Genomic DNA, 22,497 nt, shown 5'->3' on the forward strand with positions numbered 1-22,497 from the left:
TATCTGAAGAATATTGTACCACGCATTTCGGAACCGGGCAAATTTTCTTTCTGAAAATATCTGGAAATGACTGATACAGAAAAATGCGTAAAAACAGTTCTTTATCTGTTTTTACGCATCTATAATATATCCAAAATCGTATCATACACTGACGGATTGTCTTTGATCACAATCGCCAGTTTTTCTTTTGCCTGATTCAGCTGATGAAAAAGAAGTCTCACATTTGATTTTCTGCCTTCACTCGTTGTTATACGGGTTATTTCATAAGAAGCTTCACTAATCTTTCCCGCACGGAGATAACCGTCCTCATCATAATAATACTGTTCATCCAGTACGGCTACCAGGCGGTTCACATCCCGCATTGCCGGATTCTGATAGAGATATCCCCGTCTCGCATAGCCTTGCATCAAACATACCGCTTCTGTATCATCATTCGCATACACTACTTCAATATTAGGATAGCCCTTCTGCCCTTTTCTCCGCGACAGATCCAGCATGTTCTGAATAAAGGAAGAAAGTTCTGCATTTGTACGGATACGGTTCGTCATATGAAAGCTCTGCACATCCGGCAGGCTCGCAAGTCTTTGCGATATTTCACGATCCAGTTCTTCAGGCGAGATCATGTCTTCCGTATCACTGGAGAAGATTATCGGAATCTGCTTTTTACATTCTTCTAATATCTTTAATTGCTCCACAGAAAGCAGATGTGCCTCATCCACCAGAATAGCACTGTATGGTTTTAAGAATGTATCAAACGCTTCTTCCGCACACACATTTTCTGTCATCGTCTGCTTTGCTGCCTGAAGTGATAACTGACGATCCGACAGAAAATCAATCCGGAGCAGACGTTTATGTAAAATTCTCCAGTCCTCTCCTGATTCTCCGCAATGAATCATGCAGACTCTCTGACGTACCGACAACTTCATCGCAAGATCATACAGAAGCAATGTCTTTCCCGTCCCCGGAAGTCCGCTGAACCAGTAATAGTCGGAATGTTTTGCACGGATTCCTTTCAGGATCTGTCGTTCGATATCTCTTTGCTGTGCCGTCAGAAAATATTCTTTCTGTAAAAAGCGTTCCGGCTCTCTGAGCGGTGAGATCAGATAGAGTTCTGCGCGGAACAGTTCTTCGATATTCCCATCATAATCCGGACTTTCTCTTTTCAAAGCTCTGCATAATTCGTCCCAGTCTGCCTCTGCGATATGATCATGATTCGTCAGTCTTACCAGACGGTTCTGGCTGCTGATATAAGTATACGAATGAATCGTTCTTCCAAGCACCGACAGATAATAGCGGTTCTGCAAAAGCTGTCTGCGAATGGCCTCATCCGATACCACACCGCTTTTTAATTCAATATTAATAATCTGATCTTCCTTGATCTGCAGAAGATCAAATTCTTTTCCCAGTCTCGGAATCTGAAACGAATAAAAGAAACGAAGTGCATATACATCCTCCATACAGGTTTCCAATTCGGCTGTCAGTGCTTTCATACTTTCCAGTTCCCATTCCCGCATTTTCAGAAAATAGTCTCTTCCGGATAACTGACGTTCCAGTTTTTGCAACTGTTCGATATTCTGATTTCTTGTGATCGTATAAATGGATATGGATTTCATTTTTTAATCTTTAACCCTCTTAGATATTCTTTCTGCTCTGGCGTGATCCGGTAACTTTCGATAGCTTTCTGGATCGTCTTATTATGCGTCCAGACATCTAATTTTTGCTTTTCGACAAACGGGAGAATCTTATCATACTGCTTTGCAAGCGCCGTCGCAAAATACCATGCACGCATCATATTTACATAATATTCTTCCGAACGGATCTGTGCCACTTTCTCCGGGTACTCCATCTGAAATGCATCTTCCAGATAATAGCGCATCAGCATACTGATACCGAACCGGATGGTATATGCATGGTCGGATTCCATCCATCGGTATACTTCATCTATAAATGTATCCAGATGTTTCTTCACTACCTTGACCGCAAGCATATCGCAGGTCGCCCAGTTATCAATATACGGAAGAAAACGTTCCAGTTCTTCCAGACATGTGTCATAGTCTTTAATCTGTTCGATCAAAAGTCCGTGCAAATTATTTTCTTCGTAGTACTGATGTGGCAGCATCTGCAGATATTCTTTTGCTTCATCCGTTTTTCCATACTTCTTCGCAAATACACGAAGTGCCGGCGTCCGGACACCGATGATCTTTTCTTTGTTGACTGTCGGCATTAGTTTTGCATGGAAGTCGCGGTATTTTAAGTCTTGCAGCTCAAAAAGACGGGTTTGTACGTTGGTTATGATTGTTGTTTTATTCATATTTTCATCCTTGATTCTTATATTTCCCATGTCAGGCATATGATCTTTTTATTTATTATATCGCTGTTGCGATACAATTTCTATTGTTGTGACATGCTCCCACCACTTAAATCTCTGATTTTGAAGTGGGGGCTTCTTGTTCAATGGCTCTACTGAGCCAAGTATCTACAAGCTATCCTCGCGTGCCCCGCGATTCTTTTGCCCGGACACGGGCATATTTTCTTGTTTTTCTATTGTCCGGATACGGACAGTTTATGCTGTCAACAGCCTTCTTGCCTCTTCACGGATGTTAATTGCTGCATTACGATCTCTATCCATCTCATTTCCACACGCACAGCGATAGACTCTTTCGGATAATTTCAGTTCTTTCTTTATCCTTCCACATTTACAGCATTTTTTACTGGAAGGAAAGAAACGATCTACCTTTACCATTTTCTTTCCTTTCCATGCCAGTTTATAGTCTAACATTTTTCTGAACATTCCATATCCATTATCCTGTACACTTTTTCCGAAATGCAGACACTGCCCCATTGCTTTCATATCGATATCTTCCACTGCAACTGCATCATAATTATCTGCAATCTTTCGACTAAGTTTGTGCAGATAATCTCTTCTCTGATTTCGTATCTTTTCATGACATCTGGCAACTTTCTTTTTCTGCAATTCGTAATTATGACTTCCTCGTACGCATCTTGACAACTTTCGTTGCTCCCTCGCCAACCTTTTTTCATTTTTTCTGAAAAAACCTGCTTCTTCCGTCTCAATCTTTTCTGAAAACACTGCCATTCCCTGCATTGCATAATCAATTCCAAGTATCTTTGCAGTACTGTAATCTGATTCAGCTGCTTGATTTTCACAGCTGTATCCTTCATACAACAGGCTTGCAAAGTATTTTCCGGATGGTTCCATACTGACTGTCACTGATTTCAGACGAAAATCTTCTGCTGGCTCTCTGTGTTTTTTCATGGCAATCCATTTTAACTTAGGAAGTCGGATTCGCTTACTTTCCACCAAAATATTTCCATTGACCAAATTCGTTGTATAGCTGTTTCTGGAATGATGCTTTGACTTGTATCTTGGAAATCCAATCTTGGGTTCCCGAAAAAAATTCTTATATGCCTTTTCCAGATGAAGCTGGACATTTGCCAGCGCCAGCGAATCTACTTCTTTCAAAAATGGATATTCCTTTTTATACATGGCCGGTGTATTTTTTAACATTTTCTTCGTCTTTTCATACTCCTGAATCTTATCATTAAGCATTTGATTGTACAGGAAACGACAACAGCCAAATGTTTTGCCTAGAAGTATCTTCTGTTCTTCTGTCGGATAAATTCGGAAACGATATGCTATGTTCAATACTTTTTCACTCCCTGGCTTTCAATGTATTGACGGATTACTTCTACCGGAGCACCTCCAGCTGTCAGTAGGCAGAAACTCTGACTCCAAAAGGCTTCTTTCTTGCTCTTTCTGAAATTGGATTGTCAATGACTTTTCTTCGATATTTCACTACCATGATCAGATGATAATACATTAGATATACTGAATGCGCATTATGATCTGTTTTTTTCTCTAACAATTTATGTTTTCGACTGACTCTATAATACCACGAATCGCATTGTCGAACAAGTGTTCTTTTTGTTTTTTTGCAATTCATCTCCCACCTGCAGAGGAAGAAGAATTCTTGCTATATTATGTTAAACGCATTAAACAGCACTTCTCCTCTTTTTTCTTGCTAAAAAAACTCTCACACAAACCCCCACAATCAATCCAACAACAATTATCGCCCAAAGCGACATCTGTTCCGACATCGGCAATGTTCCCCATTCATCTTTGCGCAAAAAGAACCATAACATATAACACAGGAAATAAATCACTGAAAACACCCCTTCGATCCAGGGATTCGAATATCTCAGCTTCCTTTCCGGGATTTTCTTATCCAGGTAATATGCAGCAAAGAACAGTGCACCCCATACAGCCCAGCATATAATATTCACACACATAGGTCCGTGTGAAAAAAGAGGAACCTGCAATACCGCAACCGCTGCAATTCCTAATATATATATGATCATCTGAATTTTATACAATAACGGCTCATCCAGCGATGCAATCCAGGCTTTTTCTGTCTCTTCCTGATAGTGTTCCGGTTCAATCCTTTTTCCAAGCATGAATTCACCGACACTGATATCCAGTATCTGACACAGTGGCTCGATCAGACTGATGTCCGGGAATGATTTTCCAGTTTCCCTTAGTTAAAGATATGAACCCTCTTTATCAGTCTACTTTTCCAATAAATCGGTAATATATCTCTATTTCCTGTATTCTTTCGTTCTCCTCATTCGTTGTTGCTTCGTGAATAAGGATTTTTTCTATCATTGCATTTAATAACGGTGCTGTCAGTTCCTTTGGTACGGAATACTCCTTGATTAACTCAATCCACCTTTCAGCACCTATCATATCCTGTTCCATTTTACTTAATTCTTCTCTTAGGTTGGTTATCTGCTGTTCCAGTTCTATCTGTTCTTTCTGATATTTCCCCGACAGCATGATGAAGTTTCGTTCCGTTATCTTCTCACAGGCTCTATCTTCGTACATTTTCGCAAACAAGCGGTCAATCTCATTTTGTCGGTTCTCGGCTTTCTTCAAGGCACTTGCCTTTTTCTTCTTTTCCCGTATTCGCTCTGCATTGCCAGCCTTTTGTATCTTATTCAACACCTTTTCTTCGTCCTGCTGTACTGCCTTAGCCCAATACTGCAATCGTTCCAATACGGCTTGATACAACACATCATAACGGATATAGTGCATAGAACAAGTACCTTTGCCAAACTGCCCGTAGTAACTGCAAGCATAATAACTGTATGGCGTTTTATTTGCCTTATTTGTCGCAAACCGCATAGACCAGCCACAATCCGCACACTTGACAAGCCCTGCAAATATCGGCGTTGCTTTTTCCTTTGTCTGTCTACGCCTTGATTTTATCTGTTCCTGCACACGATAGAACACTTCCTTGTCAATAATCGGTTCATGGGTATTTTCTACTCGAAACCATTCACTTTCGGGCTTACGCACTTTTTTCTTGCTCTTGAATGAAACTGTTGATTGTCGATTATGAACGCTGTTTCCGATATAGACTTCACTTTTTAAGATTGCCTTGACATGAGCAATCGTCCACTCATAACGCTTGCTTTCGGGCTTTCCCTCAAAGATGTGTGCAAAAGTACCGTACCTTGTGAAATTCAGCCAAGACGCTGTCGGAACTTTTTCTTCTCGCAGTACCTTTGTGATTTTTGCACTACCGTAACCTTGATAGGCTAGGGAGAAGATTTTTTCAACAATCCATTTTGTTTCCTCATCAACCAGCAGTTTTCCTTTGATGTCGGGGTGTTTCTTATATCCTAACGGAGCATAAGCCCCATAATACGCACCCTCTGCAAATTTTGTCTTAAATGCCGATTTCACTTTACGGCTTGTATCTCTTGCCACCCATTCATTAATGATATTTTTAAATGGTGCAATCTCACTTTCGCCTTTTTCGCTGTCTACACCGTCGTCAATCGCTATGTAACGGACATTATGGCTGGGAAAATACAATTCTGTATATTGTCCTGTCATAATATAATTTCTGCCAAGTCGGGAAAGGTCTTTCGTTACAACACAGTTGATTTTTCCTGCCTCTATATCTTCAATCATTCTCTGGAAACTCGGTCTTTCAAAATTTGTTCCCGACCAGCCGTCATCAATATATTCATCAATCACATTCAAATGATGTTCTTTTGCATATAGACGCAACATACTTCTTTGTGTGGTAATGCTGGAACTTTCGCCCTGTAATTCATCATCTCGGCTTAACCTAAGATAAAGTGCAGTATTGTAAATCTGTTGTTTCATTGTCAGTTATCCTCCTTTATAACTAACCCGTGTTTACAATACCTGCTTGCAAGTAAAGTATAACACGGGTACTTTTTGTCATTCAATCTATTTCTTACAACTGCACCGATTTTATGCGATTGTCTGCTTTGCTTTTTCCAGCATAACATCTGTCAGAAGTTCTCCCATTGTCTTTCCCTTTTCGGAAAAGTGCTCTTTTATAACAATCTTTGTTTTTCCTCTGTTGCCAATGCCACGCTTATTATTTGTCTTTTCCTGCCTTGTTTTTACAATATCAGCAATAACACATACCCCCTTTCTGTAAAAATCTTTTCTAAGCAATTCAACGGCTTTTGTCATAGCCCACAGGAGTTCCACCTCTGCATAGTTCTTATGTAGCCGTACCCATTGCGTGCGACGCTCTGAACGCTCAAGCTGTGGCTGTACGGGAGTATCATTATCAGACAGGACAGGTCATGGCGATAAAAGAGAACAAATCTTTTACAGGAACACAAATAAGTTGTCGCTCGCTTTTGCAGGGGAAAGGTCATGGCGTATCTGTTTCAACGGCTCGCTGTCTGTCAAACGTATTGAACTGCTTTATTCAGTTGTCAAAGAACATGAAAGAAGAAAATCGTCTTTCCTATATACCGCGTTGGAAAAGAGCAGAAGCGTAACCAATCTTCAAAACTTTTCTCTTTTCCTGCACCATATAGGGAAAGAAAGTGTCATTCTGCTAAGTTGGTGATGAAAAAATCTGATTTTCTTTTCACACCCTAACTACCCATGCAACACTATTACTACCAACTATGGAATGAAAGATTTTCTTTGCTCCATATAGGGAATGGAAACTACGGATTGTTAAGTTGAAATTGAAAATCGTTTCTTCTTTCACATCATATAGGGACAGCAACCACCGATTTAATGACCTGTTTTCAAAAAAAGTCAGATTTCCTTTCCTTGCACCATATCTGTACGCAAGTAACCGTTTTGTTGCAGATTTTTTGAAGAAATTAAAAAATACCGTCATTCCCTTGTGGAACAGCGGTATCTTTCTCAATCATATCTGCTATGTCTGTTGTCATTTGTTTAATTTTTAATTCCTGCTTTTCTGTTAGTCTTGTATGTCTGTCGATTTCTTCCAGATAATTTGCTCCTGTTTTCTTTTCAATCTCTTTTATCATCAATAAAGAGGGCATGACCTGTCTTTCTAACCAGCGTTTTGTTTTCTCCATATTGACAGCAACAGGCGTCATAATAAACGGAAGTGAGGTCGTTACATTATCTAAAAATATATCCCATAAAATATAATCGGGAAAATCTATCTGTGTGAGGATAAGGCTTGCTATGGTCTGTTCGGGATTTCTTGTAAAAACAAGTTGTTCTATCGTTTGTTCTGCTTTTCCATTTTTTAAACGAATTTCAAAGCGGTTCTTAATGTTTGTTTTTATACCTTTGCTTTTTTGTTCCTTTTCTTTTTCATACAGGCAAAAGTAGATGGAACTATTCTTTGAACCGATATAAAAGGTTTTTGCAGTATCTCCATGTGTACCCGATAATTTCCCGCTGTCTACTGCTTCATGGGTTCTTGAACGTTTCCATACCTTGTTGGCATAATAGCGTTCCCTTAGAATTTCTATATCCAGCAGTCCGCCCATATCATTGACCGCTAAATCTATGCGTTTAAAAACACCTTGATAATCTATACAACATCTTAAAAAGTAATACCAGTCTATCCCTCTTGCCTGTAAAACATATTCCAAGTTCCGACACCCCATACCTCTTAATTCCAATAAAACACCCATAGAACTATCTTTAGAAGCATTTACACTAATATCCCCATAGACATACTGTTCTTCATAGCCATACATTCCGTAATCTTCATGGATAAAATATTCGCTCTTCATTGCCAGTACATTTTTTATAATTTCCAATGCGTCTGTGGTGAGAAAACGAACACGCAGGTAGTCAATCGTTAAAGTGAAAGGCTGAGTACAATTACAATAATCAAGATAATGTAGAAGTATATGTTTCATTTCTTTACTGGCTTTTGTTTTTCCGTTTTCAATTTCATTTAAGTTCTGCCTGCTGATTTGCAATTCCTGTGCCAGTCGTGATTGCGAATAATCACAGTCTTTTCTCTTTTGCTTTAATGTTTCAATAAATTTCATATCATTCATGCTTTATTCCTCCAATCAAAAAAGGCATATACTCATAGAAGCATACGCCTTGTATCTTATCATTATTTGCTATTGATATGCTGTTTTAGACCTGTCGGATCGAAAAAATAGGATGTGAAGTGAAATAAGTTCTTATAACCTTGTAAATCGTTGCATATCAGCAGTTTTGTATTTGTTTTTGCTCTTGTCTTTTGTAATAGTACCCCCCTGTTAGATAACGGGGGCTTTGAACGGCTCGCAAGCTCGCCGAACCGCCGAAGCGAACCGCCCCCTTGCAAGCATGGCGGAAAAATCTTAAGGATTTTCCCGCCAACGTGGTCGGATCGCTCCGTCGGTTTAACAGCTTTTCTGTTTCTCTCTAGTTATCTACGCATATAAATCAAATCGGTTATTCCGTTATAAGTCTGTGTTTTACAAAGCCTTAACTTTATTTCCCTGTCTATGTTGCCCAAAAGACGAACCCCATTTCCTAACAGAGTAGGAATAACAGAAATGTAATATTTATCAATCATATTTTTGCTTACCAACTGCTGAACAAGATTTGCTCCGCCACAAATCCAAATATCCTTTCCTGCTTCTTGTTTTAGCCGTTCCAATAATAAAACAGGATTTTCACTTGTAAAATGAATTTGTTGGGAAGAATTGCACTCTTTATGTGTTAATACATAAGTTGTAAATTTATTATATACCCATTCTTGCGGAGAAAGTTCAGTAACAACCTGATGAGAAGTATTCCACCCCATTAAGACAGTATCTATATCTTTGGTAAATTCTGTATAAGTGTCGATGTTTTCATTGTCATTTCCATGACCATTTAGCCAAGCTACTCCACCATTACCGTCCGCAATATATCCGTCAAGGCTCATGGCAATAAATAAAACTACTTTTCTCATTTTTTCTCTTTTATAAATACAAACAGGAATTTATTTCTCTTTTTTACTCATAAGGGAACAACTGATTGCTACAAATAAACCCATTAAAATCCATGGAAATGCTGCTCTTATAAAATCACTAACCATACTTTATTCCTCCTTAAATTCCAATTTCCTTAGTTCTACAAACTGAAATTTTTGCCTATGAATGTATCTTGTTCTTTATACGCAAACAGGCTTCTGTGTGCATAATCCAATGTCTTGAAAACGGCATTTGAATTAGTCCACAAATATCTTTATTACACCAATAATCAATCAGCCAAATTGCTTTTTCATTGTCGTTTACTACATTCAACGATTCTAAGTATCCTTTTCTTTCTTTCGGTATTTTTCTTTTCAATTCATCATAAGATAACCGTTCAAGCATTTTCTCAGTGCTTTCCCATACTTCGAAAATATATAAATATAATTCTTCCAGATTAAGCTGTTTTGAAAAGTCTGCAATCTGCTGTTTCATGAGTTCATTTCCTGTTGTAATGATAGGTGAATTGATACGCTCTTGATAATTGCCTGCAAAAAATACTTGTTCATCTTCATTTATCACTGTATGCACAACTATATCTTCAATGCGGAAAATATGCCAAATAGAATAAGCAATCGTCTTACTATGATAACCATCAGCGTTTATGAAGGGGATTGAGTTAAAATCTTCTCTGCATAATTCTTCTTTGAAAGATACTAAGGTTTGTATTAACTGACTTCGTAAAGTAAGTAAAGTATCAATACCCCTCTTATAAGTATCTTTCTTTTTTATTTGTGCCTGCATTGTTTTATTAAGTTCAGACCATTCCTTATTCATATTCAATCCTCTCTCAAATTCTGATTTTATCGCCCCATACAAACTGGAATTTGTCTTACAACAATTTATATATGCATAAAAAGCAATATATTTATGAAAACACCCTAAATCCAAAATTTACTCAATTCATTTTTTCCTTACATAAAATGTTCTCGTATATTTCACTTCCTCACCAAGTGTTTCCCCTATCAAAACTTCAAAATCATTGATATCAAATTCTGGAAAGAATGTATCTCCATCTTCAATATTTAAATCTACTTCTGTGATATACATTTTATCTACTATTTGCAAAGCTTCCTTAAATAGTCCATATCCACCAGATATGTATACATCTCGTCCTTTAGCCAATAATAATGCATCTTCTAATGATTTAACTGAAACTAAATTATCTCCTTGATACTCTGTTGTGGTGGAAACAACAATATTCATTCTATTAGGCAACGGATGACCGATTTCTTCATAAGACTTTCGCCCCATAATAACCACATTACCCGTTGTTAACTCTCTAAATTGCTTTTGTTCTCCCTTTATTTTCCATGGTATATTACCATTCTTGCCTATAACATTATTCTTTGACCTCGCAACAATCAAACCTATCATCTATTTCATCCTCCATAATATGATGTCGTACCTGTGATTCCATCAAGTGCACCACATCTTAACAAACTCAAAATTATCTCGAACTAACCAGCTCGACAAATTCCTTTTTTGTCTTCATCTGCATTATATCATATTGTTATAAGCATTGCCATTTCTTTTCTGCTTTTGAAAAGTTACTTATCAGCCTATGTTTTGTAAAGGGTGATATTCAGCATTTCTCACGCAACAAGCCCTTGACAAACCATAGACTAATAAGTTTTAAGGTAATCAAGCAGAAATGAAATAGTCTGCTGTTTCACGGCAACAAAAAAGAGATACCAACACACTTATGTAGTATCTCTTAGTCTAGTAGCAATATTCTTTTGTTTGCAAGCAGGTAAACATGGGCTGTTTCTTAATATCTTTTTGTTTGGGAAACACCATTCTCCCATTTTGACACAGCTCTGTCTGTCACGCCCAGTTCTTCTCCCAGCTGCTTCTGCGTCAGATTTTTTTCCTTCCTGCATGTCGATATAAACCTTCCAAGTTCTAATGGTTCAACCATATGCGTCACCTCCTGTCGGCTTTATTATGCCATATTTCTCCCAGAAAAGCACTCCACTTATGGTTGAACGCCTCTAAATGCCGCTAATTCTCACTAATTCTTATGAAAATGGAATCAGATATCACTGAAGCGGCATCTGCGGATTCACCCATAATACTTTCACCGCATTTTCATCTGCCGGATCATCCTCTTCTTTCTCCAATGATTCCTTCACAAATTTTTCGACCCTCGCCGGAGCCTTTTTAACTTCATCATTTTCCTGCCACAGGATCTTTTTCTCACCGGATCTTCCGACATAGTCAAATTCCGATGCCTTTGTTCCGTTATCTGTGATAATCTGTCCATCTTCAAACGGAATGACATATGCAACCTCTTTGGACGTAATATACATCACTCTTGCAAATGGATTTATACTCGAATTCATAGATATTCCATATGTGACAGAGTTCTTTGGTTCGCGTACAGCGCCAACTGCATCTTTACCTGCTACCGTATTTGTATCTGTGTCTATATCTGTCTGAGGATAAGACAGTCCTGTGGTTCTGCGTTTGCTCTTTACATGTACATACAGTCTGCCATTCTTTAACTGATACACCTCTTCTACCTTTATATCTTCTGCCGCAATCCTTGATAAATGATAAGACTGAAAGGCATCCGAATATAGAGCCACGGTCAGCATTATACAGATCAGGAAAACAACTCCGCACGCCATAACGATTCTTCTGTTTAATTTTCTTGATACTTTTTCAGAAAACTCCCGGAACCCTTTCCACTCCTCGTCTGTGCCTTCTATTTTATCTGTTTCTATCGGAATCTCACCTTCCATTTTTTTCAGATATGTTCTGCACGATTCACATTCTTTTATATGTTCTTCTATTGCATTTCTGCTCTTTTCACTGCATATATCATCCTGATATAACGGCAGCAGGTCTCTTATGATCTCACATGGAATCTTTGCCATTATCTACTCCTCCTTTCCAGAATGTCCTGTATCTTCACCCGGGCCCTGTGATAGGTAACTCTCGCCCATGTCTCCTGTTTTCCAAATATCTGTGCAATCTCTTTATAATTTAATTCGCCAAGTACCTTTAGTGTAAATACCTCTTTATAAGGTTCGTCCAGATAATGAAGGGTCTGATAAACCATCATGGCTTCGTCCTTCCGAAGCATACGTTGTTCGGGTCCATCCGTTTTTCCGTCACTGTATGCCTGTTCTGTCAGTCCCTGATCTGTACGGTGTTTTTTTCTGGTATAAGAAATGTATTCATTCCTGGCAATCTGACACAGCCAGGATTTGATGCTGCATTTTCCCTGAAAATGCTTTACTCCTTTTAGTGCTTTGAAAAATGTCTCCTGTGTGATCTCTTCTGCAATGTGCGGATCCTTACTCATTGCGAGAACGAAATAATACACATCCTGAAAATAGGTTTTATAAATCTCTTCCAACTCAAGCTTCAAGTACCTGTCACCTCCCTTCTGTTATCTATTAGACGCATGAATTCCATTTTTGTTACAGCCTTTTACATTTATTTTAGAATAATCTGCAAAATATGTCTTGCATCCTTTGATATAAAAAACTCCCTGAGCCCCAAAGACTCCGGGAGTTTTATATCTTTATATGTTCGAAAAAGCTCACTCTGCCGTAACCGCCATCGTCCTGTGGATCTTCTTCCTTACAAACCAGAAGCAGATCACCTGCATGATGATTGTTGCAATCCAGGATACCGGATAAGACAGAAACAAGAAAGTCAGTGATCTGTGTGAAGGGAACAGTCCATAGATCCAGATAATCCGGACTCCGACCGTACCGATGATAGAAAGGATCATCGGTACCGTGGAATATCCCATTCCTCTCAGTGCTCCCGGGAACAGATCCATCAAACCGCACAGAAAATAGGTAACGGTTGTATAAGAAAAGATCTCCATACCGTATTTGATAACATCTGCCTGATTACTGTAAATATGCAGAAGTTCCGGTCCGAATATGTACACACCGCTTCCGAGGATCAAAGTTACCACAACTGAAAGGATCATACAGTCGATCAGAACCCTGTCCATACGTTTTAATTTCTTCACTCCGTAGTTCTGGCTTGTGAAGCTCATACAGGCCTGTGTGAAGGAGTTCACCGACACATATAAGAATCCGAAAATATTATTCGATGCCGTATATCCTGCCATTGCGATCGATCCAAAAGAATTGACCGATGACTGCAGCATCGCATTTGAAATATTGATTACCGTGCTCTGGATTCCCGCCGGAACCCCGACTTCGAAGATCCGCTTCAGATACACGGATCTGATCCGAAGCTTTGCAAGGTGAAGCTGATAGCTGCTCTCTGTGTGATGCAGGCACCGGAGTACCAGGATACAGGATACCAGCTGGGATATAACGGTCGCAATCCCGACGCCTGCTACATCCAGATGAAAACCGATGACTAGGAACAGATTCAATATTGCATTAATCACTCCGGATACGATCAGGAAGATCAACGGACGTTTGGTATCCCCCACTGCCCTTAATATGGCTGCTCCATAGTTATACATCATAAAAAATGGCATACCGCAGAAATAAATCCGCATATAAAGTGTGGATTTGGCAATTACATCATCCGGTGTCCCCATAATTTCCAGCGCGCCTCTGGCAAAGACCACTCCGATCACCGCCATCGCCACTCCGCTTACCAGAGCAAGTGCAATAGCCGTATGTACCGTCTCCGACATTTCTTTTGTTTTTCCGGCCGCATAATATCTCGCTGCAAGTACATTTGCTCCCAATGAGATTCCAATGAAAAGATTGGTAAACACATTGATCAGTGCCGTTGTCGAACCCACCGCTGCGAGCGCCTGACTTCCGCTGAAACGTCCCACTACCACGATATCCACCGCATTGAACATCAGCTGTAAGATTCCTGACAGCATCAGTGGTATGGAAAATGAAATCAATTTGTCCATGATGGTTCCATTGCACATATCAATCTCATATTTATTTTTCTTCAAAACAACTCTCTCCTTTTATAGTAATATCTTCAATCAAAGCATAAAGCCGTAATTTTTATTGTAGCATAGATTTATCGTTTGTGAACATTTAATTATTAATTCGTTTTATATGTGTAAAGACATTTTCCTTGACAGAACATCAAAAACAACCTATAATCACTTAGCTTATATGTTTTCATTTACATTCATTGTAAACATCCATATCAGTAAATATAAAAAAGGAGAATACGTATGAATATTCAGCTCTCAGAGCATTTTACCTATAAAAAATTACTTCGTTTTATCCTGCCCTCCATTATTATGATGGTATTCACTTCCATCTACAGTGTGGTGGACGGCATCTTTGTATCGAACTTTGTGGGAAAATCAGCATTTGCTTCCGTGAATCTCATTATGCCTTACCTGATGGGAATCAGTGCACTTGGATTTATGATCGGTACCGGAGGAAGTGCTTTTGTATCAAAAACCCTTGGTGAAGGAAAGAAAAAACTGGCAAATCAGTATTTTTCAATGCTGGTTACGATTGCTGCTATCGGAGGATTTGTGTTATCTGTTCTCAGTTTTATATTTATGAGGCGGATTGTCATGGCATTTGGTGCCGCTGGTGATCTGATTGATTATTGTACTCTTTACGGACGGATCTCCTGCATATCCCTGACCGCCTTCATGCTGCAGAATGTCTTCCAGAGTTTCTTTGTGGCTGCTGGAAAACCCCAGCTTGGACTGAAAGTCATTGTGGCTGCCGGTTGTACAAACATTGTTCTCGATGCCCTGTTCATCGGTGTATTACACTTTGGAATTGCAGGCGCCGCGTTCGCAACCATGACCAGTGAATTTATCGGCGGTCTGCTCCCGGTGGTATATTTCTTCCGTAAGAACGACAACCTCCTTCACTTTGTAAAACCGGTATTCGACAGACGTGTATTTCTTAAGACCTGCACCAATGGTTCCTCGGAACTCATGACTAACCTGTCCATGTCCTTAGTCAATGCATTATACAATCTCCAGCTCATGAAGATTGCCGGAGAAAATGGTGTTGCTGCTTATGGTGCAGTTATGTACGTCAATTTTATCTTTGTTGCCACCTTTTTAGGCTATGCAATTGGCTGTGCCCCGGTTATCAGCTACCATTATGGTGCTGGAAATCACGCAGAGCTTAAAAATCTGTATAAAAAAAGTATGTCTATCATACTGGTCTGGGGCGTGATCCTGTTCGGTGCCGCACAGTTACTGGCACCTGTTCTGTCTAAGATATTTGTCGGTTACAATACCGGCCTGTACGCTATGACACTGCACGGCTTCCGTGTATATGCCATTGCATTCCTGATCATCGGTATCAATATCTTCGGATCCTCGTTCTTTACTGCACTGAATAACGGCCTGATATCGGCTGTCATCTCATTTCTGAGAACGTTAGTGTTCCAGGTCATCATGGTCCTGACACTTCCACTCTGGTTCGGGATCAACGGTATCTGGAGTGCGATCAGCATTGCGGAGGCGCTGACACTTATCATGACCACTACATTTTTCGTCCGTCAGAAAGACAAGTATCATTACCTGTAAGACAATCTCTTTCAAATGTATAACAATATAAAAAACGTATCTCTGCAATGTTTCCCCACTGTCTGAAAAGGAAGCATCTCAGAGATACGTTTTTTATTTATTAGAACATCTTTTAAAAATTAATATCTTCGATCCTAATTCTCTTCCGCATAGAACACATTCTTATCCAGTGCCTTGTTCTGGTGTGCAACAATCGTTGTACATACAGCATCACCTGTGATATTAACGGCAGTTCTTGTCATATCCAGGATACGGTCGATACCCATGATCAGACCAATTGCCTCAACCGGAAGTCCGACAGAATTGAATACCATTGTCAGTGTTACCAGACCTACACTTGGCACACCGGCCGTACCGATGGATGCAAGTGTTGCAGTTCCGATTACAGTAATATAATCTGTCATACTTAAGTGGATTCCGAATGCCTGTGCGGCAAATACAACGGCTACCCCCTGCATGATCGAAGTACCATCCATATTGATGGTCGCTCCAAGAGGAATGGTGAAAGATGATATCTTCTTAGATACACCCACCTTCTTGGTCAGGGTATCGATTGACAGCGGAATCGTTGCATTTGATGTTGCTGTTGAGAATGCGAAAGCCATAACCGGGAAGAACTTCTTGATAAATTTCAGAGGATTCAGTCCGGTAAATATCTTCAGTAAGATCTGGTATACACCGAAACACTGGATTGCCAGTGCGATCAATACACCGATCATATATTTTGCCAGCGGTACAAATGCACTGAATCCGATGTTTGCAAATGTGCGGCTGATCAGGCAGAAGACACCAATTGGGGCAAGTGCCATGATCATCATCGTCATTTCCATCATGATATCATTAAACTGGCTGAAGAAGTTCGCAACTGTCTCTGCACGTTCTCCTAATTTTGCAAGGATCACACCGATGATCAATGCAAATACGATGATCTGCAGCATCTCTCCGCTTGCAAGAGAATTAATCGGGTTATCCGGGATAATATTTAACAACGTGTCTGTCAATGAAGTAGCCTTCATAGTTTCTACAGATGCTGCATTAGTCTTGATCGTGCTCATGTCCAGTCCCACACCCGGATTGATCAGGTTTCCGACAGACAATGCTACGGTAACCGCAAGTGCTGTTGTTGCCAGATAAAAGATCAGTGTTCTTGCACCGACTGTACCAAGCTTCTTCGTATCCCCGATCGACATACTTCCGCACACAAGCGAACAGAATACCAGTGGTACAACCAACATCTTCATCAGTTTGATAAAGCCTTGTCCGACCACGTACAGTACACCTTCTACGATAATGTCGTCTTTGATATGTCCACTTGGAACCGCATAACATAAAATAATTCCAAATACCGCTCCTGCAAGCAATGCAATAAAAATCTTCGTTGTAAGTCCTATTTTCTTCTTTTCCTTCTTCTGTGTCTCTCCCATATTAGTCCTCCATCCTCTCATCCATATATTCTTTCAGTGAAGCTCTCCAGTCCGGCATCTCGTATACATTGATGATACGAAGGATAAAATTATCCAGGACCGCATATGCTGGTCTTGCAGAAGAAAGATCCGATTCGCTGGTCACTACCGGGCGCAGAGTGATCCTCTTTCCTGCAAGTTTCAAAACTTCCTGCGCAAATTCATAACGATTACATACACCCTGACAGGTTGCATGGTACGTTCCGTATTCATTCGTTTTGATCAGATAAAGAATAATACGTGCCAGGTCTTTTGCACTGGTCGGAGAACCAAACTGATCTGATGCAATCAGAAGTTCATCCTTTGTATCTGCTGCATGAAGTACGCGGTTTACAAAATTATTACCATTTCCATACACCCAGTTACTGCGCAGGATGAAATGCTTGTGTGTAAATTCCTTTACATAATTCTCCCCTGCTCTCTTGGAACGTCCGTAAACGGTCTTCGGATTTGTGTCATCGAACTCTGTATATGGGGTATGCCGGATTCCGTCAAATACATCATCCGTGGATATCTGTACCATCTTGGCCCCTGTCTTTCTTGCCACAATACTTAAATTTCTTGCTCCCAGCGCATTCACACGGTATGCAAGCTCCGGTTCTTTTTCACAGAGATCTGTATCTGTGACTGCTGCACAGTTGATGATCACATCCGGGCGGTTGATCACTCCGAAATTCAGCACCTCATCGGTGTCCGTAATGTCTAATTCTTCCTTATCTGTGTTAAACACTTCCATTTCTAATGGATCCAACACTTCATTGATGGCCGATCCGATCTGTCCGGATGCACCAACAATCCATAATTTTAACATATCTGCTTCCTCCTCATCTGCCGGGACCGGCTGACGCCAGTCTCTCTGCTTTCCTTTTAATATAGCTAGTATACACAAAAAAACCGTCAGTTTCAATTCTTAACCAACGGTCTCAAATCTACTCCTCTATGGTATTTTTTTCCACACATCGGTAATGTCAGCGTTTTTACTGACCTCCTGCACCACTTTTGTGCTGCTTATATGTAGAATATCTTTCCCTTCATTCTGCATAAATACAAACACCGCAAACAGAATCATACAAATAAATGTACGAATTCCCAGGCTTCCCTGTTCTGCCTCTTCCTCACCATACAGTTCACTATAAGATGCCCTGTATCTAGGATGTATTGCCGGTATCCCGGATTCCTGATAGCTGTAACGTGTCTGTTCCAGAAGTTCTCTTCTTCGCTTTTCCACTTCATTCACATGCGCTCACCTCTGAAACAATATATGAGATATCTGTTTCACTCATGTGCAAAACTTACTGCATACAGGCTCTTTTTCATGTTTTCTAAGAGTTTCTGCTTAACGATCTGCCAATTCTTTTACGATGTCTTCCCATGTCAGACCTTTTTCTACCATCAGAACCATTGCATGATACAGGAAATCCGCGATCTCATATTTGACTTCTTCCGGATTCGGATTCTTTGCTGCGATCACAACTTCCGTTGCTTCTTCTCCAATTTTTTTCAGGATCTTATCAATTCCCTTATCAAACAGATAATTCGTGTAAGACCCCTCCTTTGGATTCTCTTTACGGTCTGCGATCGTGTCATATACCGATTCAAAGATCCGAAGCGGATTCGTCTCATCATAGTCAATTCCTACAAGCGGCTGGAAGAAGCAGGTCGGATTACCGGTATGGCATGCTGCTCCGATCTGATCTACTTTTGCAAGCAATGTATCTAGATCACAGTCAATCGTCAGGGATTTTACATACTGGAAATGACCGCTCGTCTCCCCCTTTACCCAGAGTTTCTGCCGGCTTCTGCTAAAATACGTCATCTTTCCTGTCTTGATCGTCTCATAGAAAGATTCCTCATTCATATATGCCAGCATCAGGATCTCCTGTGTCTTATAATGCTGGACGATGACAGGAATCAGGCCCTGATCATTGGTCTTAAACTGTGAGAACTCCATCATACTCTCAAAAGATGTCATCTTAATTCCTTCTTCCGTACACTTATCTTTGAATGCCACACAATCAATATCTGTACGGCTTACATATCTTCCCGAAAGCCCCCGGACACCCGGGCATTTCAAAATTTTAAATAACTCTGACTCTTCTTCCGTATCCGTAATGATCACACACGGTACATCTGTTACATTCATAATGGAATTCAGATCCAGTCTGTGCATAAAGACAATTTCACTGCTGTAATCCTGGATCAGATGCTGATGTTTGAACAATGCATCAAAATCATTCAATGATACCGCAAGCTTCTCTTTTCCGAATCTCTTTGCCGCATCCTCAATCAGTTTGACACTATCCGGCTTAGAGAAATTCAGCATTGCCCGTTTTGCACCTGTATACAGAATCTTCTTAATATCTTCCTGGCGTCTGATATTGCCGCCTGCGATCATCGGGATCCTGATCACACGATTGATCCGTTTCATCAATGTGATCGTTTCATCATGTTCTTCATCCGAATCTGAGAGATCAAGCACGATCAGTTCATCTGCACCGTGATCACTGTAATATTTTGCAAGTTCAATTACGTCTTTGGATACAACAGTCGGATCATCAATCCATCTGACCGCTTTCCCGTCTTTTATAAAAATGCAAGGTATTAATCTTTTATAACTCATGTCTGTCCGTCTCCTTTTAGAGGCTTCCCTTTGTGGTCCATGCCTCTTTTATCCTTGGCTCTTCCATTGTCGCCATATCAAGTGCTTTTCCGAACGCTTTAAACAGCGCCTCCGCCTTGTGATGATCGTTGATACCATCCAGAATCTTCAGGTGGATATTCATCATTGCGCTGTAAGAAACTGCGTAAAAGAATTCCCTTACCATCTCAGTATCCATCTCACCCATCTTATCTGACACAAACTCTGCATTATAATTCAGATATGGTCTTCCGGAGAGATCCACCGCACAAAGTGCGAGTGTCTCATCCATTGGAAGCATAAAGTGGCCATAACGTTTGATTCCGGCTTTATCTCCTATTGCTTCCAGAATAGCCTGTCCAAGTACGATTCCCGTATCTTCGATGGTATGATGACTGTCCACTTCCAGATCCCCTTTCGCATGTACCGTCAGATCGAACAATCCGTGTCTTGCAAATCCATTCAACATATGATCAAAAAAACCGATTCCTGTATCAATCTCCGTCTTTCCGGTTCCATCCAGGTTCAGAGTTACCGTAATATCCGTCTCCTTTGTCGTTCTTGTCCTGGTGACTGTTCTGTTCATAGCTCCTCGCCTCCTTATTTTTCTGCTGTCTTCTACTCTTCGCCCTCAAAACGGACTTTGATAGAATTGGCATGTGCCGTCAGCTGCTCTGCCTCGGCAAATGCTTCAATATCTTTATGTATATCGCGTAATGCTTCTTCCGAATATCCGATGATACTTGATTTTTTAATGAAATCATCCACAGAAAGCGGTGAGAAAAATTTTGCTGTACCATTGGTTGGAAGAACATGGTTCGGTCCTGCAAAATAATCTCCCAGTGGTTCACTTGCGTATTCCCCGATAAAGATGGCACCGGCATTCCTTACTTTTGTCATCACATCATATGGATTCTTTGTCTGGATCTCCAGATGTTCGGATGCAATCTCATTTGCAATATCAATCACATCATCCATCGTATCTGCGACCAGGATATAACCGTAGTTGTCCAGTGATTTCCGGATGATCTCACTTCTGGAAAGTTCTTTTAAGAAGCCATCCACTTCATCCGATACTTTCCGGGCAAGTTCTTCAGATGTTGTGACCAGAATTGCAGATGCAAGTTCATCATGCTCTGCCTGTGAAAGAAGATCTGCTGCCACAAATCTTGGATTTGCCGTCTCATCTGCAATAACAAGAATCTCGCTTGGTCCGGCAATTGCATCAATGCTTACATAACCATAAACTGCTTTTTTCGCCAGAGCAACATATATATTTCCAGGTCCTACGATCTTGTCGACTTTTGGAATGCTCTCTGTTCCGTATGCCAGAGCAGCAATAGCCTGCGCCCCGCCGACTTTATAGATGACATCCGCGCCGGCTTCATGTGCTGCAACCAGCGTGTTTGGTGTCACTTTTCCATCTTTTCCGGGCGGTGTGACCATCACGATCTCATCAACTCCGGCTACCTTTGCAGGTACAATGTTCATCAATACAGAAGATGGATATACCGCTTTCCCGCCCGGCACATATACACCGACTCTGTGAAGTGGTGTGACTTTCTGTCCCAGGATTGTTCCGTCCGGTTTGCTGTCGAACCAGCTGTACTGTCTCTGTTTTTCATGATACGTACGGATGTTCAGAAGAGCTTTGCGGATGATCTCCACCAGTTTTGGATCTACTTCTTTATATGCCTCTTCGATCTCCTCTTCTGTAACCTTAATATTGTCTGCAGTGATATCTGCATGATCAAATTTCTTCGTATATGCAAATACTGCCTGATCCTTTTCTTCTTTTACATGAGCGAGGATTTCCTGAACTCCCTGTTCATACTGACCGTAATTATTCGGGCTTCTCTTCAGAAGATCCTCCAGTAAGTTCTCTTTTGCATCTTTTGTCAAACGCTGTATTCTCATAGCCTTAACCGCCATCCTCTCATTTTATTTTCTTTCTGTCTGTACAGTATTATACCTGCTCCCGCAGTCTTGTCAGCAGGTCTTTGATCCTTGCGCTTTCCATACGCATACTGACCGGGTTCACGATCATCCTAGCAGACAACGGACATACTTCCTCCAACACTTCCAGACCATTTTCACGGAGAGTCGACCCTGTCTCTACAATATCCACGATCACTTCGGACAGTCCGACGATCGGTGCAAGTTCAATGGAACCATTTAACTTAATGATCTCTACAGTCTGATGCTTCGTGTTATAGAAATAATCTTTTGCAATATTCGGATATTTTGTTGCTACCCGGATCAGTTCATGATGCTGCAGAAGTGGTGCGGCATCTTTGTATCCGCATACACACATCTTACATTTTCCATATCCAAGATCCAGTACTTCATGTACCTTACGTCCTTCTTCCAGGATTGTATCTTTTCCAACGACTCCGATATCCGCTGCGCCATATTCTACATATGTCGGAACATCCGGTCCTTTTGCAAGAAAGAAACGGAGTTTCAATTCTTCATTGGTGAAAATCAGCTTCCTGGAATCTTTATCTTTCATCTCTTCGCAGGTAATCCCGATTTTCTCAAATAATTCTAATGTCTGTTTTGCCAGACGTCCTTTCCCCAGGGCAAATGTCAGGTATCTCATAATG

General features: G+C 40.5%; 20 protein-coding genes and 3 pseudogenes. 1 reads left to right on the forward strand and 22 read right to left on the reverse strand.

What is annotated here, in order from left to right:
• Positions 1 to 119: 119 nt before the first annotated feature.
• From NKF87_RS07130 to NKF87_RS07200, 15 genes and pseudogenes are all read right to left on the reverse strand, one after another.
• Positions 120 to 1,613: an ATP-binding protein gene (locus tag NKF87_RS07130; RefSeq protein ID WP_253583345.1), complete on the reverse strand. Its 1,494-nt coding sequence runs from the start codon at positions 1,611 to 1,613 to the stop codon at positions 120 to 122.
• The gene (locus NKF87_RS07135; RefSeq protein ID WP_253583346.1) at positions 1,610 to 2,311 is read right to left on the reverse strand and encodes a DNA alkylation repair protein; all 702 of its coding nucleotides are present in this window, start codon (positions 2,309 to 2,311) and stop codon (positions 1,610 to 1,612) included. Before NKF87_RS07135 ends, NKF87_RS07130 begins: the two co-directional genes overlap by 4 nt.
• Positions 2,312 to 2,563: 252 nt before the next feature.
• Positions 2,564 to 3,667: a transposase gene (locus NKF87_RS07140; RefSeq protein ID WP_253583347.1), complete on the reverse strand. Its 1,104-nt coding sequence runs from the start codon at positions 3,665 to 3,667 to the stop codon at positions 2,564 to 2,566.
• A pseudogene (locus NKF87_RS07145) lies at positions 3,664 to 3,842 on the reverse strand (transposase). Before NKF87_RS07145 ends, NKF87_RS07140 begins: the two are co-directional and overlap by 4 nt.
• Positions 3,843 to 4,014: 172 nt before the next feature.
• On the reverse strand, positions 4,015 to 4,476 hold the full coding sequence (locus NKF87_RS07150; protein WP_055214382.1) for a hypothetical protein: 462 nt from the start codon (positions 4,474 to 4,476) through the stop codon (positions 4,015 to 4,017).
• 106 nt (positions 4,477 to 4,582) lie between these two features.
• Complete coding sequence (locus tag NKF87_RS07155) at positions 4,583 to 6,196, reverse strand: recombinase family protein (protein ID WP_009273379.1); 1,614 nt, start codon at positions 6,194 to 6,196, stop codon at positions 4,583 to 4,585.
• A 111-nt stretch (positions 6,197 to 6,307) separates the two neighbouring features.
• A pseudogene (locus NKF87_RS07160) lies at positions 6,308 to 6,522 on the reverse strand (tRNA wybutosine-synthesizing protein 3-like protein).
• 666 nt (positions 6,523 to 7,188) lie between these two features.
• Positions 7,189 to 8,355 carry an XRE family transcriptional regulator gene (locus tag NKF87_RS07165; RefSeq protein ID WP_009273376.1) on the reverse strand — a complete coding sequence of 389 codons (1,167 nt, stop codon included), beginning with the start codon at positions 8,353 to 8,355 and terminating at the stop codon, positions 7,189 to 7,191.
• 362 nt (positions 8,356 to 8,717) lie between these two features.
• Positions 8,718 to 9,248, reverse strand: coding sequence for a dihydrofolate reductase family protein (locus NKF87_RS07170; protein WP_002303421.1), 531 nt, complete (start codon positions 9,246 to 9,248; stop codon positions 8,718 to 8,720).
• A gap of 181 nt (positions 9,249 to 9,429) precedes the next feature.
• On the reverse strand, positions 9,430 to 10,086 hold the full coding sequence (locus NKF87_RS07175) for a hypothetical protein (RefSeq protein WP_002303420.1): 657 nt from the start codon (positions 10,084 to 10,086) through the stop codon (positions 9,430 to 9,432).
• Positions 10,087 to 10,190: 104 nt separating this feature from the next.
• A pseudogene (gene dfrF / locus NKF87_RS07180) lies at positions 10,191 to 10,686 on the reverse strand (trimethoprim-resistant dihydrofolate reductase DfrF).
• 394 nt (positions 10,687 to 11,080) lie between these two features.
• Positions 11,081 to 11,230 (reverse strand): helix-turn-helix domain-containing protein, encoded by a 150-nt coding sequence (locus tag NKF87_RS07185; protein ID WP_118377843.1) that lies wholly within the window; start codon positions 11,228 to 11,230, stop codon positions 11,081 to 11,083.
• Between the two features lie 121 nt (positions 11,231 to 11,351).
• On the reverse strand, positions 11,352 to 12,191 hold the full coding sequence (locus NKF87_RS07190) for a zf-HC2 domain-containing protein (protein ID WP_182389637.1): 840 nt from the start codon (positions 12,189 to 12,191) through the stop codon (positions 11,352 to 11,354).
• Positions 12,191 to 12,688: an RNA polymerase sigma factor gene (locus NKF87_RS07195; RefSeq protein WP_253583348.1), complete on the reverse strand. Its 498-nt coding sequence runs from the start codon at positions 12,686 to 12,688 to the stop codon at positions 12,191 to 12,193. The genes NKF87_RS07190 and NKF87_RS07195 overlap by 1 nt, the downstream gene beginning before the upstream one ends.
• A gap of 174 nt (positions 12,689 to 12,862) precedes the next feature.
• Positions 12,863 to 14,200 (reverse strand): MATE family efflux transporter, encoded by a 1,338-nt coding sequence (locus tag NKF87_RS07200; RefSeq protein WP_334304174.1) that lies wholly within the window; start codon positions 14,198 to 14,200, stop codon positions 12,863 to 12,865.
• 258 nt (positions 14,201 to 14,458) lie between these two features.
• Here NKF87_RS07200 and NKF87_RS07205 point away from each other — a divergent pair, with 258 nt between their 5' ends.
• Positions 14,459 to 15,790, forward strand: a complete 1,332-nt coding sequence (locus tag NKF87_RS07205) for an MATE family efflux transporter (protein ID WP_253583349.1) — start codon at positions 14,459 to 14,461, stop codon at positions 15,788 to 15,790.
• Between the two features lie 134 nt (positions 15,791 to 15,924).
• Here the strand turns inward: NKF87_RS07205 and NKF87_RS07210 are convergent, their stop codons facing one another.
• The 7 genes from NKF87_RS07210 to hisG all read right to left on the reverse strand — a co-directional run bounded on the left by NKF87_RS07210 (position 15,925) and on the right by hisG (position 22,493).
• Positions 15,925 to 17,214, reverse strand: coding sequence for a dicarboxylate/amino acid:cation symporter (locus NKF87_RS07210; protein ID WP_022415493.1), 1,290 nt, complete (start codon positions 17,212 to 17,214; stop codon positions 15,925 to 15,927).
• Between the two features lies 1 nt (position 17,215).
• Entirely contained in the window at positions 17,216 to 18,064 is an 849-nt protein-coding gene (gene rfbD / locus NKF87_RS07215; RefSeq protein WP_022415494.1) for a dTDP-4-dehydrorhamnose reductase, read from the reverse strand.
• 126 nt (positions 18,065 to 18,190) lie between these two features.
• Positions 18,191 to 18,490 carry a hypothetical protein gene (locus NKF87_RS07220; protein WP_173733341.1) on the reverse strand — a complete coding sequence of 100 codons (300 nt, stop codon included), beginning with the start codon at positions 18,488 to 18,490 and terminating at the stop codon, positions 18,191 to 18,193.
• Between the two features lie 99 nt (positions 18,491 to 18,589).
• A complete protein-coding gene (gene hisIE, locus NKF87_RS07225) occupies positions 18,590 to 19,873 on the reverse strand; it encodes a bifunctional phosphoribosyl-AMP cyclohydrolase/phosphoribosyl-ATP diphosphatase HisIE (RefSeq protein ID WP_006426502.1) in 1,284 nt (427 codons plus the stop codon).
• 16 nt (positions 19,874 to 19,889) lie between these two features.
• Positions 19,890 to 20,477, reverse strand: a complete 588-nt coding sequence (gene hisB / locus NKF87_RS07230; protein ID WP_006426501.1) for an imidazoleglycerol-phosphate dehydratase HisB — start codon at positions 20,475 to 20,477, stop codon at positions 19,890 to 19,892.
• Positions 20,478 to 20,509: 32 nt separating this feature from the next.
• Positions 20,510 to 21,808: a histidinol dehydrogenase gene (hisD, locus tag NKF87_RS07235; protein WP_055181918.1), complete on the reverse strand. Its 1,299-nt coding sequence runs from the start codon at positions 21,806 to 21,808 to the stop codon at positions 20,510 to 20,512.
• 49 nt (positions 21,809 to 21,857) lie between these two features.
• Positions 21,858 to 22,493, reverse strand: a complete 636-nt coding sequence (gene hisG, locus NKF87_RS07240; protein WP_006426498.1) for an ATP phosphoribosyltransferase — start codon at positions 22,491 to 22,493, stop codon at positions 21,858 to 21,860.
• Between the last annotated feature and the right edge of the window lie 4 nt (positions 22,494 to 22,497).

Source organism: Dorea longicatena (assembly GCF_024168045.1).
Classification (GTDB): Bacteria; Bacillota; Clostridia; order Lachnospirales; family Lachnospiraceae; genus Dorea_A.